We start from the raw sequence: 17,395 nt of genomic DNA, 5'->3' as shown, positions 1-17,395 counted from the left end.
AAATAGAAGAAATGTAGAACAGAAATAGCTGCCCAAATTATTATTTTGATAATGATAAAAATGATTTGTTAATTTATTGTAATAAATCAAAATAAATGTTAATTTTACATTCTATCTTTGAATTAAATGAAGAAAAAATTTACTGAAAAACAAATCAACATTCTGGATGTCGCAGAAGAGCTAATCGCTAAAAAAGGCTTTGATGGAACGTCTGTGCGCGATATTTGTACAAAAGCCAACATCAATGTGGCGATGATATCGTATTACTTCGGGTCTAAGGAAAAGATGATGTCTTACCTTTACCAATACCGTGTCCAGCGTACCAAGGAAAGTTTTTCTGAGTTTGCTCAAACAATAAAAGAAGGTAAGCCCGAGATGCAGATGAAGGAAATTATCAATTATATTGTTTCGCTGCTTTTCAAATACAGCTATTTTCACGGTTTTGTGACGCAGGAAATCAGAACTCAGGACAATGTAAAAGATGATTTGCTTGAGTTTTACCAGATTTGTGTTGCCAGAATCGACGATATTGTAAAAAAAGGAATTGTTTCCGGGGTTTTTCATAATGCACCGAAATCCGAAGATGTCTTGACGATGATTATTGGTTCAACTCTATTTGTGATTAGAAATCGCAATTTTTATGAATTGTATATTCCTGCCACAAACGAAGCGCAGTATATGAAAGAAGCGGAGCAAAAATTGAGAAGCAGCATTCTTCTAAGCGTTTTTGCGCTGCTGGATTATGACACAGATTAGTTTGTCAGTTTTAAAGCTTCATTAATATAAAATTCAACTTCTCCCGGACGGTTTTTCGAATCTCTAGTTTTGCCTTCTTTATTTCCCAGCCGCACGATGATCATATCGTACTCTGGAACGACGATGACGTACTGGCCGTGAAGTCCGCGGAGATAATAGTGATGGATTTTCGCATCGTAATTAGTCCAGACACCCATTCCATAAATTCCATTTGAATTTTCTGTAGGAGTAAGCATTTGATCTACGAAAGTTTCATTGATCAAAGGAATTCCGTCCACTTTTCCTCTGTGAAGAAGCAGAGATCCCAGCTTTGCAAAATCTCTGGCGTTGGACTGGATGCAGCAAAATGTTTTTTCTATTCCTGTTTCGTCCGTAGACCATTCTGCATTTTGCTCCATTCTAAGTGGTTTCCACAATTTTGCTGAAGCATAAGATGCCAATGGCATTCCGACTGCTCTACCGACAGCAAATCCTAAAAGTTGTGTTGCACCGCTTTGGTATTCGAATTTTTCACCGGGAATTTGTTTCAGATTTTTCTGGAAAACGACATCGGCTAAAGAAAATCCGTAGTAAGCTGCCGCATTTGGAGAAAATGGATTTTTGTAATTTTCCTTCCAGTCCAATCCTGCTTCCATTGTTGCGAGATTCCTTAATGTTAGATTATTTCCAAATTCTTTGGCAGCAAAGTCAGGATAAAAATCAGAAAACTTCTGATTGACATTCATAATTCTGCCATCATCAATTGCTTTTCCTAAGAGTAAAACGGTCACTGTTTTTGCCATTGAAAAGAAATTGCTAGCAGTATTTTTTTTGTAACCATCCCAATATCTTTCCTGCAAAAGTTTTCCGTGCTGAATAAACAGAAAAGAAACAGATTCTGTTTCTTTCAGATGCTTTTCTAATTCCGGAGATAATGATTTTTTATTATAATTAAGGTCTGCCGGCCAAGGCTTGGAGTTGCCTTTGGAAATGGTGTGAGAAGGAAAATACGTTCCGTCATCGATTGTTGAGCTTGATTCTCCTCTGAGATATGTCAGGCGTACGCCACGAAAAAGATAATTATATCCGGAAATATAAATGGTCAGAATGATTCCGGCGATTGCTAATAGAAATATATTAAGAGGCTTTTTCAGCATTTCGAAAACTTTACTGTAAAAATAAATTTATTTTCCTCAAATAACGATAAATTTGTTTGGAATGATTTTCGATTTTTCTTTTGATTATGAATGATGATTTAAAAAAACAACAACTTCGGAATCACAAAATGCTCGCGACAGGATTATTTGTCCTGATGGCGATCACATTTGTTGGGATGACGATTCTTCAAAAACAAAATCATTCGCATTGGATTGGTTATATCCGCGCATTTTCCGAAGCAGCAATGGTTGGTGCGTTGGCAGATTGGTTTGCGGTGACAGCGCTTTTCAACTATCCTTTGGGAATCAAAATTCCGCACACCAATCTGATTGAGAATTCTAAAGAAAAAATTGGCGATAACCTGGGGAATTTCGTGGTGGAGAACTTTCTTTCGCCTCAAAATATCAGACCATATATTCAAAAACTAAAAGTTTCGGTTTACGCTGGTGAGTGGCTTTCAAAAGAGAGAAATCAAACTGTTTTGATCAATGAATTGTCATCTATTTTAATTAATATCATCAATAAATTGGATGATGAAACCGTCGTAAGATTCATCACGAACAAAGCCGAGGAAATGGCGGATTCCATCAAGCTTAATTCAATCATCGGAAATGGGATCGAATATATCCTTAATAAAAACGATCATCAAAGATTGATCACTGGACTTAGTTCTCAGATCAAAAATTACATTCTGGAAAATCAGCAACTGGTAACAGAACGCGTGGAAAAGGAAAGCTTCTTCTTCATTCCAAAATCGGTGGATTCCAAAATATCAGAAAAGATCACAAGAGGTCTGAGTGATTATTTCCGGGAAGTAGAAGAGGATTTAAAACATCCCTTGAGAACGGAAATCACAAACAAGATTTTCGAATTTTCAAAAGAATTGAAAGAAGAACCAAAATGGGAATCGGAATTTGAGACCATCAAATCTGAGTTTCTGCAAGGTGAAAAACTGAATCAATACTCCAATGACATCTGGCAATCTTTAAAATCATCTTTAATAACAGAATTGACGGATCAGGATTCTAAACTCAAATCTTACATTAAAAAAAATCTCGACGAGTTTGTTTCTAATCTTCAAAACGATGAGCAATTCCAAAACCGAATTGACAGCTGGGTGCGATTGACCGCTTACAAATATATTCTCAAAAACACCAAAGGTTTTGGCGAATTGATCAGCACAACTGTTGGAAATTGGGAAGGAAAAGAACTCAGCAGAAAGCTGGAGCTGGAAGTTGGGAAAGATCTTCAGTTTATCCGAATCAACGGAACTATTGTTGGTGGTTTGGTTGGATTAATCATTTATATGGTTGCGAATTTTATATAAAAAAAGCCTCCGATTTTGGAGGCTTTCAATTTTTATTTCTGTTCAAGAATTTTCTCGATAATCTTATGAGTGATCATATAAGTTGGTTTCACACCAGTCAATCCAAGTCCGCCGGAAGATAGTGTACTTCCCGTTTCCAAAGGGTTATCCGAAGCGTAGTAGGCATACATCACGAATAGATCCGGAGAAATGTGATGACGAATTTTGCTCGCCACCTGAATGGCTTTTTGATAATGCGCACCTTCCATTTCCAGTCCGATGGCTTTCCAAGATGTTGTCATAAAGTAAGACAAAATATCTTTGTTCTGAAGAGATGTTCCCAAGACGGTTACCATTGGTCCTTCAAAAGCTTTCACTTCATCATCTTGGAAATCTTCCAGTTTCAATGCATTCTCGAAAGTATAATTGTCTGCCGTTCCTTCGAAGATGTGAGACGTTGGAATCATAATGTCGCCTTTTCCACCAGTTAAGATTCCGGCTTTTCCCATAATGGAAACGGATTTCACTTTCATCATATAAACTTCGCCATTGACTTCGTAAGGTCTTAGTAATTCGTCCATCACTTCAAAAGCCTGTTCTCCAAAAGCATAATCGAAAACTAAAATAACGTCTTCTCCATTATATTTCTGTCCTGAGAAAACCGAATTTTTAAGTTCAGTCTTGGCAAGGTCGATGATCTGAACATCAATATTACTTCCACTGTGGTCATCGATGTAGATCATTCCTTCTTTTAAAGCGTGATCTAATACTTTGGTTTGAAGGTCTTTCTTATTACTGATGTCTGCGAAAAGTTTGTAATCCACTTCTTTCGTTCCTTTTTTACTCAGCGCGTCGTTGGCAAAAAGCATATTCTTCACGGAGTGCATATTCGCACTGATGATGTGAAGCGGACGCATATGAAGATTGTTCTCTACCAAAACCTGCTTGATCTTGTTTGCCCATTTCTCTCCGAAAAGGTGGTGGCCAACTCTTTCTTGTAGGATTGATGAGAAATAGATCTCTCTTTCACTCACTTCTTTCCAATCGGTCAAACTCACTTGTCCTAACCAATAGATGATCTTAAACAAACGGTCAGGATTGTTGTCATCGCCGAAACTATTATAAGCGTTCAAAGTTTCATCAAAGGTTCTTCCCAAGAAAGAAGAAAGATGGATCAATGCAACTTCTTTTTCTTTTCGGCTGTGTTTTTTCTCGCCTTTCGCAACTTCTTCAATGATTTTCCAAATTCTTCTTGGTCTTCCATCTTCGCTTAGGTCAAAACCGATGTTTCTGATTTTGTCTGCTTCCAGATATAGGAAGGTAAGGTGAGTTAGAATATCGTAGATCTCGGAACGTCCCAAGAGAACTTCGATGTTCATTTGGTGTTCGTCGATTCTGTAGCAGTTTCTACGTCTTTTCTTTGGAACGATCGGTTCGAAGCTTCCTTTGTCAAAACCTTCGTCAGAAGTTAGGTGGATGAAAGAACATTCCTCGATGCCTTCCGGAAGACGGTCAAGAACATAAAGTAAACCGTCCAGCTCTATCTTGTTGGGAATGCTCATACTTCCGTAGATCTCAGGGTTGATGACCATTAAGAGTTTTCTTAATGATTCGCCCGAAACACCTGAAGGTTTGAAAAATCCTCTGTAAAATAAGTGTCGCATAGACACGTATAATCTTTCGATAGCCTCTGTGGTTTCTCTTGCTCTTGAATTTGCCATATATTAAAATTTTTATAAAAGTCTGCGAAGTTACGAAATTTAATTTAAATAATTAATTTATTGATTTTCAGTTGTTTGATTGTGTATTTTGTAAATCAGCAATTGGTCTTAAAATTAATATTTCTCACTAATACTGAGAAAGGATTCTTAAAATAAATTTTATTCATATTTCGATAACAATAATAAAACATATTATTTTTTATTTTAAATTCAATCGGTGTTAATTTTAAAGGGGTGGATGGTGGTTTGGAATTTAAATCAAATAAAAACAGCTGTAATTTTTAAGGGGTATTTTATTTTGAATTCATATTTTTTGTAAATTTGCCACGTTTAAAACAACAAAATTTTATGTCAACATTAAGATTTAAAGCCTTAGCCGAGCTTCCTTTCAGAAATTACAGAAGAGATAATTTCGTAGAAGTTCCTGCAAAACTATCCGAATTGTTTTGTCAAAACGTATTCTCTGAAGAAACAATGAGAGAATATCTTACAAAAGATGCTTTCCAACTGTTAATGGAAGCTTCTAAAAAAGGAACAAAAATCCAAAGACACATCGCTGATCAGGTGGCTGTTGCTATGAAGGATTGGGCGTTATCAAAAGGTGTAACACATTATACGCACTGGTTTCAGCCTTTGACAGGAGCAACTGCAGAGAAACACGATTCTTTCTTCACACCAATTGAAGGTGGTAGAGCGATCGAGAGATTCAGTGGTGGAATGTTGATCCAGCAGGAGCCAGATGCTTCTTCTTTCCCGAATGGCGGCATCAGAAATACTTTCGAAGCAAGAGGTTACACCGCTTGGGACCCGACTTCTCCAGCTTTCATTATGGGAACTACACTTTGTATTCCTTCTATCTTTATTTCGTACACAGGTGAAACTTTAGATTATAAAGCACCCTTGCTAAGAGCACTTAACGCTGTTGATGAAGCAGCAACAGATGTTTGTAAAGCTTATTTCGATAAAAATGTAACCAAGGTTTCTCCAACGCTTGGGTGGGAGCAAGAGTATTTCTTGGTCGATACGGCTTTGTTCCAGTCACGTCCGGATTTGGTTTTGACAGGAAAAACTTTGCTTGGACATTCTCCTGCAAAAGGTCAGCAATTAGATGACCATTATTTCGGTTCGATTCCTACCAGAGTTCTTAACTTTATGAAAGAGCTGGAAATCGAATGTATGAAGTTGGGTATTCCTGTAACTACAAGACACAACGAGGTGGCTCCAAACCAATTCGAGTTGGCACCAATGTTTGAAGAAGCGAACGTTGCTGTTGACCACAATTCATTATTAATGGACATTATGGCAAGAATTGCTCACAAGCACCACTTCCATATTTTATTTCACGAAAAACCATTTGCCGGAGTCAATGGAAGTGGAAAACATAACAACTGGTCTTTGGCAACAGACACAGGTGAAAACCTATTAAGTCCAGGAAAAAATCCAAAGAAAAATCTTCAGTTCCTTACTTTCTTTGTGAACACTTTGAAAGCAGTACACGATTATGCTGATTTATTAAGAGCATCTATCGCATCTGCGAGTAACGATCACAGATTGGGAGCTAATGAAGCGCCGCCAGCAATTATCTCTGCTTTCATCGGAAGTCAGTTATTCAGAGTTCTTGAGGAATTGGAAAAAGTAACGGACGGAAAATTATCTCCAGAAGAAAAAACGGAATTAAAACTGAATGTTGTTGGTAAAATCCCCGAGATCCTTTTGGATAATACCGACAGAAACAGAACGTCTCCTTTTGCCTTCACAGGAAACAAATTCGAGATCAGAGCGGTTGGTTCTTCTGCAAACTGTGCGGAAGTAATGACCGTGATGAACGTGATCGCTGCAAAACAATTGAGAACTTTCAAAACTGAAGTGGACGCTTTGATCGAGACTGGTCTTAAGAAAGATGAGGCGATCTTCAATATCCTTAGAGAATACATCAAACAATCTAAGAGCATTATGTTCGAAGGTGATGGTTATTCTGACGACTGGGCACAGGAAGCGAAGAAAAGAGGTTTGAACAATCTTAAAACAACGCCTGAAGCTTTGAAGCAGGAGATGGAGAAAAAATTCGTTGATCTTTACGAAGAATTAGGAATCTATTCTCACAGAGAGTTTGAAGCTAGAAACGAGATCAAGTTGGAGAAATATTCTACTGTGATCGATATCGAAGCTAGAGTTTTGGCAGACATTGCAAGAAATCACATCATTCCGGCAGCTCTTAATTATCAAAACAGATTGATCGAGAATGTTAAAGGTTTGAAAGAGATCTTCAGTGAGAAAGAATTCAAAACTTTGGCAAAAGAGCAATTGAGTTTGATCTCTGATATTTCTGGCAATGTTTCTCAAATCAAACTAGGTGTTGATTCATTACTTTCAGCTAAAGAAAAAGCGAAAAATACTTCAGGAAGTCAAAAGCAAGCTGAGGAATATTGTAACGTTGTGAAACCTCTTTTTGACAACATCAGAGACGCTTCTGATGCGTTGGAAATGATGGTGGATGACGAGCTTTGGCCAATGACCAAATATAGAGAATTGTTATTTACGAGATAGACAAACTCGAAAACGTTAAAGTATCTTAACTAAAAATAAAAGCGCAAAGTCTAAATAAAGGCTTTGCGCTTTGTTTTTCTTTAACATTCCGCGTAAGACTGTTAAAATATGTTAAACCGACGGCTGCCCAGTTTGAATTGGGAGACCCTTCCGATGGTAATGGCTAAATTTGCTATGCAATCACAAAAAACCATTACAAGTCTAACAAATAATTAAATATATATGAAGAAAAGAGTTCTAGTTTATTTCTTATTTGTAGCCACATTCTTTTCACTGCAATCTTGCGTTTCCAACTATGTGGTTTCTAATACACAAACATACAAATCCGATGCCAAATTTGCATCTTTGAATGTTAAAGCAGTTACTAATAATTCTAACAACGACAAAGGTCAGCAAGTCTTAGCAGCAATCGCTAATACAAACGACGTCATCAAAAGATCTGCAATAGAAAATGCGATCAAACACAGCAACACCATCGATAACATCCTATCCGAAGCTGAAAGTTACCTAGGAACTCCTTACAGATACGGAGGAACTTCCAGAAGCGGAATAGATTGTTCAGCATTCGTGTTGTCCGTATTTGGAGCAGCAGCTGGGATGGATCTTCCAAGAGTTGCAGCAGACCAGTCACAGGAAGGAGATTCTGTACACAGAAGCGAATTACAAAAAGGAGATTTGGTATTCTTCTCCCATGGAAGAAGAATCTCACACGTTGGGATCGTAGAAGAGGTTACGGCAGACGGACAGATCAAATTCATCCACGCAGCCACTTCCAAAGGCGTGATGGTTTCATCACTGGATGACAACTATTGGGGACCAAAATTCAGATTCGCAAAGCGGGTTGTAAGAGAAGACAGATTAACTGTATTAAATAATTAGAGAGACTGAAAATATTCAGAAAAAACCTCAGAATTCATTTCTGAGGTTTTTTATGTTTCTAAACTTAAAAGAATTGTAAAAAACTCTCAAACTCTCCAACACTCCAACACATTATTTGGAGCTGTTTCCCGCTTTCCGCTATTACTCCTCGCGCCATCGCTTTTCCCATCGCCTGCTGTGGGGTAACCGCTGCAATCGGGGCTAGGGGTTTTGTTATTTAATATTGGTTTGGTCAATAATTACAAAGCCTTATTTAATCAATAATCAAATCCTCAATCTTGGCTTGTACCTCTGGACTTTTCAATCTTAAAATAATAAAATATAATTCCGGAAATTGCTGAGAGATTTGATTCCAGTTTTGATTCAGGTCATAAATATTTTCAATGCCCTGCAAAAGACTACCTAAAAAGTGTGCCTTCCTCTGAATCAAACCTCTGAATCCATACGCACCCAAAACCTGCAGAAAACGCATCATCTTCATCCAATTGAAAGATTCTTTCAAAGCTTTCCTGTCAGATTCATCCCAAAAAGACAAATAATAATCCAGCATTTCTTCTTTGAAATTAGCCGGAAAATTAGCTTTCGCCTGGTAAAGAAGCGAGATAACATCATAACCAGCCGGACCTTCCATCGCAGACTGATAATCGATGAAGAAAACCTCATCATTCTCATTCACCAAAATATTCCTGGACTGGAAATCCCGGATCATCAATGTTTTTGGATCAAGCGTCTGAATAATCTCAGATATTTTCTTGAATTCTTTTAGCAAAGTCGATTTATGATATTCGATTTCCAGAACATCAATCAGAAAATTCTTGAAATAATAAAGATCGTGTGTGATTGGCAGATCATCATAACTTTCATATTCAAAACTATTGCGAAAATCTACTTTTCCCAAAGTCCTGGTCTGAAGTTCGAAAAGATTCTTCAGACTTTTTTTCACCAGACTTTTCACCCTTTCTGATAATCCTTCTTCAGAAATAACTTCCGACAGCGTTTTATCTCCAAGAAATTCCTGAATGTATAGGTTTCTTTCATCGTTAATTAGAAAAATTTCAGGCGCATTAAGCTGTAAACTTTTAAACAGATCCGAAAAGTAAAAGAAAGCTTCATTCTCCCGAATATTTTCGTTGTAAGTGATGACATATTTCCTGTTTTGAAAAGATCCGATATAATTAATTCTGGAAGATCCACTCTGCGGCAGCGCTGCAAATGAGTCTGCTTTGTGTCCTAAAAAATCCTCGAAAAAATCCTGATGTGCATACATAACACAAAGTTAATTAATAATCGAATTTTGAAACACTAAAAATCGTAATTTTGCGGACGATGAAAGATTTTTTACCGGTTCTAAAGATTTTATTACGATTCGTAATAATTTATATTGTTTTCGTGTTGCTGTATCAGTTTTACCTCAATAGCTATGAGAATGATGTGGTAGATCCATTCACAAGGTGGGTTGGTGTTCAGGTCGCTGCTTTGCAGGGTTTTGTAGGATTTCCAACAGTCTTGGTTGATCATCTGAAACTTCACAGTATCCTGTTCCAGACGAATGGAAAATTCACGACCAGAATGGTAGAAGGCTGTAATGTGATCTCGGTTGCTATTCTTTTTGCGGCATTTATCTTTGCTTTTTACAAAGGCGCAAAAACTTTTCTGTACGTTTTTGGCGGACTAATTCTTCTTCATTTCCTCAATGTTTCCAGAATTGCATTGCTCAATATCATTTATATCAAATATCCACAGTACGAGAAAGTGGGTCACGATTATCTTTTTCCTGCCATCATCTACGGTGGTGTGATTATTCTTTGGCTTGTCTGGATTCAATTCTTTGCGCTCAAAAAGAAGAATGACTGAAGGAATTTTAAAATTTATCGAAATTAAAATAGAAATATTAAAAGGCGAGATCAATATGATTTCGTCTTTTGTTTTTATTTTAACAAATATTTGTTTTTTTTAAGAAAAATTAAAACAGCCGTTTTTCTTTTATTTTGTACTTTTACACCCTAACACACACATAGATAAAAATGAAAAATAAATTTATTCTCATTTCGAGGACTTTCCATGTCCTATTTTTGAATCATTCTGTATCCAGAACACCACGATTCATTTTATAGAAAATTTCCTGTTTAAGTAAAAATTTGTTTTGTTTTTTCGACTTCAAAAATCAGAAAACACGAAATCGATTTTTAGTCATTTATTAAATTTTTTGTAAAATGATTATCTTCAAATCAATTTTGCAATGTCCAAATAATTCTGATTATGCTTAGGTATTTTTGGATTTTATTAGGCATTCTAGGATTAATAGGGATTCGTGTATTGGAAGATGTGATTTTTTACGATCCATTTCTAATGTTCTTCAGATCTGCAGACCACAGTGCCATCTTGCCAGACTTCCATTGGGGAAGGTTGATATTTTCATATCTTTTAAGATTTGGACTCAATACCTTGTTTTCACTTTTGATTATCCACTTTTTATTTTTAAAGAAAGAATGGACAAAGCAGGCGGGCGTATTGATCACTCTAATTTTTGTAATAGTTTTCCCTATTTACCTTTTCTGCATCTATGACAAATTCCAGTTTGGATATCTGTTTTCATTTTATATCAGAAGATTTGTGATTCAGCCGTTGGCTTTACTTTTAATCGTCCCGATTTTTTACTACAGGAAAAAGACACAAGAGCATCTATCCTGACATATTAAATTATTTTAAAATGTAATTTTTTCAATGATAATTAATTATATTTGAAAAAATAACCTATGAAAACCAAACAATTTTTCTGTTGCTTTAGTTTTTTTCTGCTTTCTGTCAGTTGTTCAGATTATATTGATAATGCAAGGATTTATGCGGAAGGAAAAATAACCACTGAGAATGGCCAAGGTGTGAGTACGCCTTTGAAGATTACAAATAGTTTTTTAGTTTCTGAAGGAATTTCGAAATCCGATGGTACTTTTGGCTTAGGCGGTCCTGCGACGGTAGACAGTGCAAATTTGTTTGTTGGTCGAAAGGTATTAAGTTTTTCTGCTAATGTAACTGGTTGCAGGATCAATTACGATTCACTTTCCATAAAACTTCCAAGTGGCCAAGGTTATACAAAATTTGATAACATAACTGTAGAATGATGAGAAAATATCTATTATTTATACTGATGTTGGCTGTCTCATTCTCTAATGCTCAAGAGAAAGTAAAGCAAAAAGCAAGGTTTTCCATAGATCTAAAAGGTAATTTAGGCATTCCTGTTGGAGATAATTTTATGGCAGATGGACTGAAAACTTTTAGTGGATATGGTTTAGGTTTTCAAGCTGTTTTTGTCAAAGATTTTGGATTGGGTGTAGAGTTCAACCAGATGTTTTCTAGTGTTAAAGATGTGAGTGTTTTTGGTGCTTTGGAAGATCCCCGACTCACAGATTTATCATTTTACCTAGTCTATCTGCACTCTTTTGGAGAAAGTGGATTGGACGTAGAGGCAAAGGCAGGTATCGGATCTCTGTTCCTGAGAAGCGAATCTATCGATTGGGGAGACAAGTTCAGGCAGTACGGGAATCAGTATATCCTTGGCGCAAAAGTTCTTTACACGATTTCGAAACCGAACAATGTTCAGATCTTCTTCGGACCAAAATTATACTTTTTCACTTCTGATATCAATTTTGAAAATAAGAAATTAGAAAAATATTATTCTAATGCTACGATCCTGAATTTGAATCTGGGAGTTAGATTTAATTTCTAAAAATTCTCTACCGTGTGCTTGTCCGGCTGGGAAATATTCTCACCAGTCCAGTCAACTTTTTTAACAAATTCGTGTTGACGCACAGGACAATTACTGATCTGACAGATGGCGCAGGATATTGGTTTGCAGTCATCCATATGGAAATTAAATTCCACGCTGCGATCCGTATTTTCTGCAATGAGTTTGATCATTTCTTCCATTTCATTGTGAGCCGTTCTCAATTCAAAATACCACGGCAAAGTTAGGTGAGCATCAATATGAAGCCGGCTTCCGAATTGCTGGATTTTCATATTATGAACATCAATCCATTCCGTTTTCCGGTTTTCATCTAGAAATTTGGCAAGATTTCCCAACATAGTAGGATCTGCTTCATCCATAATTCCGCTGAGAGAATGGCGGACAATTTTGTATCCAACGGTGATAATGTAAATGCCAAATATCAAGGCCACGACAGAATCTATCCAAACAATCTTTGTAAAGTAAACCAAAACCAAACTGATGACAACGCCCAAAGTTGTAAAAGTATCTGACTGCAAATGTTTCCCGGAAGAAATCAAAACCACAGAATTCTGCCGTTTCCCTTTCTGAATAGAAATATATCCCAAAACATAATTCGCTATGGCTGTTGCCGCAACGATCCAAATTCCCCAATCGACTTTGCTGATGACTTTGCCGAGTATCAAACTGTTGCAGCCTTCGTAGATGATCATAATGCCTGCAATGCTGATCAGCGATCCTTCTATGGCAGAAGTGACAAATTCCACCTTTCCATGACCATAAGGGTGATTTTCGTCCCTTGGTTTTGCTGCGAGATATAAGGCATAAAGTCCCATGAATGCGCTGATGACATTCACAATACTTTCCATCGCGTCCGAAAATACAGAGTCTGAATTGGTCAGTTTCCACGCAACTATTTTTCCAACAAAAAGGATGATGCCGACAGCGGCGATCCATTTCTGAAATGTAATATTGGAGTTTTGTTGTTTGCTTTTTTCCATTGCTAAAAAAAGAATCTTCGAGGTTTTCGAAGATTCTTTGATTTTTGTTAGTTTAAACTAAGTTGTTTGCTACCAGATATTCTGCAATCTGAACTGCGTTTGTAGCAGCGCCCTTTCGGAGATTGTCTGCCACAATCCAGAGGTTGAGTGTTTTCGGCTGGGAGAGATCTCTTCGGATTCTTCCTACAAAAACATCATCTTTTCCTTCGGAATATAAAGGCATCGGGTAGTGGTTGTTTTTCACATCGTCCTGAAGTGTAACACCTGGTGTTTCAGAAAGGATTTTTCTGACTTCATCAAGATCAAATTCATTTTCGAATTCGATGTTCACGCTTTCGGAATGTCCGCCCTGTACGGGAACTCTTACTGCAGTTGCTGTCAGATTGAAAGTATCGTCGCCCATAATTTTCTTAGGCTCTTTCATCAATTTGATTTCTTCTTTAGTATAATCATCATCAGAAAAAACATCGCAATGCGGCAATGCATTTTTGAAGATCTGATAAGGATAAACTTTCTCAGGAGTTTCGCCTTTGATCTCGGCATTTAATTGATCTACAGCTGCTTTCCCGGTTCCGGTTACAGATTGATAAGTAGAAACTACAACTCTTTTGATATCATATTTAATATTCAAAGGGTGAAGCACCATTACCAATTGGATGGTAGAACAATTAGGGTTAGCGATGATCTTGTCTTCCTTAGTCAAAACATTCGCGTTGATTTCCGGAACTACCAATTTCTTGGTCGGATCCATTCTCCAAGCTGAAGAATTGTCGATTACAACTGTTCCGACCTCCGCAAATTTGGGAGCAAATTCCAATGAAGTGTTACCGCCAGCAGAAAAGATGGCGATCTCGGGTTTGACTGCAATAGCGTCGTCCATGCTAACGATAGTGAATTCCTTGTCCTTGAACTTGACCTTGTTGCCAACAGATCTCTCTGATGCTACAGGAATTAATTCGGTGATAGGAAGATTTCTCTCTTCCAAAACTCTCAGCATAACTTGTCCAACCATTCCGGTTGCGCCTACTACAGCTACTTTCATTTTTTATAATTGATTAAAGATTAATGATAATAATTTTATCCGAAAACTCTTGCCCAAGGAAAAGCAAACACAAAAAGTGCAATTGCAACCAATCCTAAAGACATTAGTCTTATTGTTAATTTGTCAGCGGTTTTTAATTTTTTGTTGACGATGGTCATCAGAATAGCCGCGATCAACATAGAAAAAGGATGTTCTATAAATGTAAATCTTAAAGAAGGATTTTTCATTAATCCACCCATTCCAATTTGCTTAATTGTATCAAGAAATGATGATGTTCCTAAAAGCATAATAATTCCTACTAAAAACTGAACGTGAAAGAAAATCATTGTAAACAATGTTACTTTTCTAAGTGCTTTTGAAATATTACCACTGTAACCGAACATTGTTACCAACAAAAGAACTAAAAATGCAGCAACCAAAGCCAGTTCCAGATAAGCGAAACCTTTGTGTGCATTCAACAAAATGTAATGTAAATCCATAATAGAAATTTTAGAATGACAAAGATAAAAAAATCCCGACAGATAGCCGGGATTTTGTGGTTTATTAAAATCTAAATGTTTTAGAAGTTGAAAGATAATGTAGCTGACCAAGTTCTTCCATATCCGAAGTAAACTTGGTTGGATTGTTTAACGCCATTCCAAGTTGGAATTGCTTGGTAAGCTGCAAATGCGGCTGTATCATTAGCTCCTGCACTTGTTTTGAAATCATCCTGTGTTAGATTTGCTAATACATTTGTATTGGACTCGGCAATATATACTTTGTCTAACAAGTTGTAAACATTTCCTCTCAATGTGAAATATTGTTTAGGATCATGCAATTTGATCTTAAATGTAAGACCTAAATCTACCAATCCGAAAGTTGGAAGTTCTAATGCTCCGTTTTGTCCGGCTCTTTCAGTTCCGAAATTAAGTAAGTTTAAGTTAGCATATAGGTTTTTTGCACCTCTGTAATTAGCGTCGAAGCTAACCCAATCTGTTGGTTTGAAGATAAATCCTACAGCAGCAGTCTGTTGTGCAGAACCACCTACTTTTACTTTGTCTAAATATAGAGTTTGAGAATCCGAACCGATCTGCTCATTGGTCTCTGTAAATAAGTTACCCTGCGCATTTCCCTCATAGTAAAAATCTCCTATAGAGATCATACCCGTGAAAGATAACATTTTGTGAACGTTTGCTGTAACTTCTAATTCTGCTCCCTGGTGAATTTCTGTAATTCCTTGAATATTTGCGTAAGCAGTTGTAGTACTAATGGTAGCAGCAGGATTACTTGGATCAGGATAAGTTAATGAAATATTACTTCTTCTTTGGAATCTGTCTTTCCAAGATGTTCTGTACACGTTCACATTTGCATTGAAGATCCCGGAACGGAAACCGTAACCAGCTTCTATACCAAATATCTTCTCATTGGTGAGATTTGGATTAAGGAAGTTTTTGTTATTTGGATAAACTGCATTCAAAAAAGGTTGTTTAGAGTAGTAACCAATATTTACGAATGCGTTGTGATGCTCATCAAAGTTATAGTTCGCACCAGCTTTTGCGTTGTACCCAACAATGTTCTCAAAGCCTGTTTTTGTATTAAGCGCAGGATTTGCCGCTGTTGCCTGAATGATTGCAGGATTTGTCGCAGATGTTGCATAGCCTGCTTTTTGTCCATTAAGCAAAGTAACACCATCGATGATGAAACTGTCAATTCTTTGAAAAGACTGATTCGATAATGCTCCCGAAACAAAGGCAGATAATTTGTCATTGGAATATTCCAATTGTCCAAAACCACCGTACCATAGAACTTCACCGTCATTGTTATAACCAATCATATCATCTTGACTGTTGATTTTTCCACCAAACGGATTCCAATTTGGCTTAGGTGCGAAAACATTGCTTACAGTTCTTGGAGTTGCAGTATACACATTTCCGGGTGCTGTAAAGAAGTTTTGATTAGTCGCATCTTTGTAACCAGATGCTCCGTATAAATCAGATGCTACTTGATAATGATATCCATAGTAGTAACGGTCGTCTGTTCCAATTGTAAAGTTTAAATTATCATTGATCTTGTGGTTGAAACTAACAATAGCACCAAACCAGTTATGTGAGTTGATAGAAGATCTTCTAATTAATGTACTTTGTGCTCCCGCAGTATTCAAATTAATAGCTCCATTGGCAGCAAAAATACCATCATAATTTATTTGTCCTTCTGCTGTTCTTGGGTACGAAGTAATATTGTAATTTGAAGCAGTAGTTGTACCTGGCGCTATGGTTCTCACACTTCCAATATCTCCAGTTCCTCCACCTCTACCAAAAGATCCGTAGAAAACAGAGTTTAATTTGGATTTCTCAGAAATGTTCCAGTCCCAGTTTAAAGACAATACTGGTTTGTGATAATAATTTACACGGTTAGATAAAACCTCTCCATTACTATATCCCCAATCTGGATTGTATCTTGTATTAGGATCTCCGTTATTGTCAGGATTATATCTGATGTAATTTTGAATAGTGGAATATGTTGATCTCTGGTTATGCCATTGTGGAGCGCCTGTAATCGTAAATTGGAAATCATGTTTACCGGTTTGGTATCCTAATGCCCAGTAATAATTGTATCCTTCAAACTGAGTTCCATCTGCGTACATACTTCCTGCAGTTCTGCTCATCAAGAAAGATGTTGCCCATCCGTTTGCATTTTTACCACTGTTGTATGAGAATAATGATTTATGAAAATCATCATTACCAACACCTACTGAAACAACTGCACCTTCTTTTTTGTCTGCGGCTCTTGTCAAAATGTTTATTGTACCTCCTACAGAAGCGATTGCCAACTTAGAAGAACCTAAACCTCTTTGAACCTGCATAGAAGAAGTTACGTCAGAAAGACCAGACCAGTTACTCCAATAAACAGCACCATTTTCCATATCGTTTACTGGCATACCATTTACCATTACGGCAATGTTTTCTTGAGTAAATCCACGAATAACAGTTTTTCCGTCTCCAAAACCACCACCACCTTTTGTAGCATATACGGAAGGTGTAGTGTTCAGAATCTCAGGGAATTCCTGATTTCCCATTTTTTCAACAATTTGTGCTTCTTTGATTGTAGAAACAGCAACAGGCGTTTTTCTGTCTTTTGCGATATCAGCAACGCCAGTTAACACTACTTCATCAATACTAGTGTCTTTGCTAAGTGTATCTTGAGTAGATTGGGCAAAGTAAAAACTTGCCGTACTCATCGTCAGCATAAGGACTAATGCCGGTTTTTTCGATAACATTTTCATTTATTTAAGATTTATGCCGCAAA

Annotated in this window: 15 protein-coding genes; 8 read left to right on the top strand and 7 right to left on the bottom strand. The window is 36.9% G+C overall.

Translation table 11 applies throughout. The features are described 5' to 3' along the window. Positions 1-126 precede the first annotated feature (126 nt). A complete protein-coding gene (locus tag LUD75_RS17255; protein ID WP_232707055.1) occupies positions 127-756 on the top strand; it encodes a TetR family transcriptional regulator in 630 nt (209 codons plus the stop codon). Here LUD75_RS17255 and LUD75_RS17250 read toward each other — a convergent pair. Next, positions 753-1,892 carry a serine hydrolase gene (locus LUD75_RS17250; RefSeq protein ID WP_232707054.1) on the bottom strand — a complete coding sequence of 380 codons (1,140 nt, stop codon included), beginning with the start codon at positions 1,890-1,892 and terminating at the stop codon, positions 753-755. The two genes, LUD75_RS17255 and LUD75_RS17250, sit on opposite strands and share 4 nt — an antisense overlap. Before the next feature lie 86 nt (positions 1,893-1,978). On the opposite strand from LUD75_RS17250, the gene LUD75_RS17245 reads away from it, so the two are divergent. Then, positions 1,979-3,220, top strand: a complete 1,242-nt coding sequence (locus tag LUD75_RS17245; protein WP_232707053.1) for a DUF445 domain-containing protein — start codon at positions 1,979-1,981, stop codon at positions 3,218-3,220. A gap of 32 nt (positions 3,221-3,252) precedes the next feature. Here LUD75_RS17245 and LUD75_RS17240 read toward each other — a convergent pair whose 3' ends face one another. Further along, complete coding sequence (locus LUD75_RS17240; protein WP_232707052.1) at positions 3,253-4,920, bottom strand: hypothetical protein; 1,668 nt, start codon at positions 4,918-4,920, stop codon at positions 3,253-3,255. Between the two features lie 348 nt (positions 4,921-5,268). On the opposite strand from LUD75_RS17240, the gene LUD75_RS17235 reads away from it, so the two are divergent. Together LUD75_RS17235 and LUD75_RS17230 are read left to right on the top strand one after the other, a co-directional pair. Beyond that, a complete protein-coding gene (locus tag LUD75_RS17235; protein ID WP_232707051.1) occupies positions 5,269-7,467 on the top strand; it encodes a glutamine synthetase III in 2,199 nt (732 codons plus the stop codon). A gap of 222 nt (positions 7,468-7,689) precedes the next feature. Beyond that, positions 7,690-8,346 carry an NlpC/P60 family protein gene (locus tag LUD75_RS17230; protein ID WP_232707050.1) on the top strand — a complete coding sequence of 219 codons (657 nt, stop codon included), beginning with the start codon at positions 7,690-7,692 and terminating at the stop codon, positions 8,344-8,346. Between the two features lie 253 nt (positions 8,347-8,599). Here the strand turns inward: LUD75_RS17230 and LUD75_RS17225 are convergent, their stop codons facing one another. Then, positions 8,600-9,613: a phosphotransferase gene (locus LUD75_RS17225; RefSeq protein WP_232707049.1), complete on the bottom strand. Its 1,014-nt coding sequence runs from the start codon at positions 9,611-9,613 to the stop codon at positions 8,600-8,602. 59 nt (positions 9,614-9,672) lie between these two features. On the opposite strand from LUD75_RS17225, the gene xrtF reads away from it, so the two are divergent. From xrtF to LUD75_RS17205, 4 genes are all read left to right on the top strand, one after another. Then, positions 9,673-10,200 carry an exosortase family protein XrtF gene (gene xrtF / locus LUD75_RS17220; RefSeq protein ID WP_232707048.1) on the top strand — a complete coding sequence of 176 codons (528 nt, stop codon included), beginning with the start codon at positions 9,673-9,675 and terminating at the stop codon, positions 10,198-10,200. Between the two features lie 405 nt (positions 10,201-10,605). Then, positions 10,606-11,037, top strand: coding sequence for an exosortase F system-associated protein (locus LUD75_RS17215; RefSeq protein ID WP_232707047.1), 432 nt, complete (start codon positions 10,606-10,608; stop codon positions 11,035-11,037). Between the two features lie 65 nt (positions 11,038-11,102). Beyond that, entirely contained in the window at positions 11,103-11,465 is a 363-nt protein-coding gene (locus LUD75_RS17210) for a hypothetical protein (RefSeq protein WP_232707046.1), read from the top strand. Continuing rightward, the gene (locus LUD75_RS17205) at positions 11,462-12,070 is read left to right on the top strand and encodes a hypothetical protein (protein WP_232707045.1); all 609 of its coding nucleotides are present in this window, start codon (positions 11,462-11,464) and stop codon (positions 12,068-12,070) included. Before LUD75_RS17210 ends, LUD75_RS17205 begins: the two co-directional genes overlap by 4 nt. Here LUD75_RS17205 and LUD75_RS17200 read toward each other — a convergent pair. From LUD75_RS17200 to LUD75_RS17185, 4 genes are all read right to left on the bottom strand, one after another. Then, positions 12,067-13,068, bottom strand: a complete 1,002-nt coding sequence (locus LUD75_RS17200; RefSeq protein ID WP_232707044.1) for a cation diffusion facilitator family transporter — start codon at positions 13,066-13,068, stop codon at positions 12,067-12,069. The two genes, LUD75_RS17205 and LUD75_RS17200, sit on opposite strands and share 4 nt — an antisense overlap. 52 nt (positions 13,069-13,120) lie before the next feature. Beyond that, on the bottom strand, positions 13,121-14,110 hold the full coding sequence (locus LUD75_RS17195) for an aspartate-semialdehyde dehydrogenase (protein WP_232707043.1): 990 nt from the start codon (positions 14,108-14,110) through the stop codon (positions 13,121-13,123). 35 nt (positions 14,111-14,145) lie between these two features. Further along, the gene (locus tag LUD75_RS17190) at positions 14,146-14,589 is read right to left on the bottom strand and encodes a hypothetical protein (RefSeq protein ID WP_232707042.1); all 444 of its coding nucleotides are present in this window, start codon (positions 14,587-14,589) and stop codon (positions 14,146-14,148) included. Positions 14,590-14,669: 80 nt separating this feature from the next. Then, a complete protein-coding gene (locus LUD75_RS17185; RefSeq protein WP_232707041.1) occupies positions 14,670-17,372 on the bottom strand; it encodes a TonB-dependent receptor in 2,703 nt (900 codons plus the stop codon). Positions 17,373-17,395: the final 23 nt, after the last annotated feature.

Source organism: Epilithonimonas sp. JDS, from assembly GCF_021261315.1.
In the GTDB taxonomy this organism is placed as follows: domain Bacteria; phylum Bacteroidota; class Bacteroidia; order Flavobacteriales; family Weeksellaceae; genus Epilithonimonas.
This window is presented reverse-complemented; position numbering and strand designations above follow the sequence as displayed.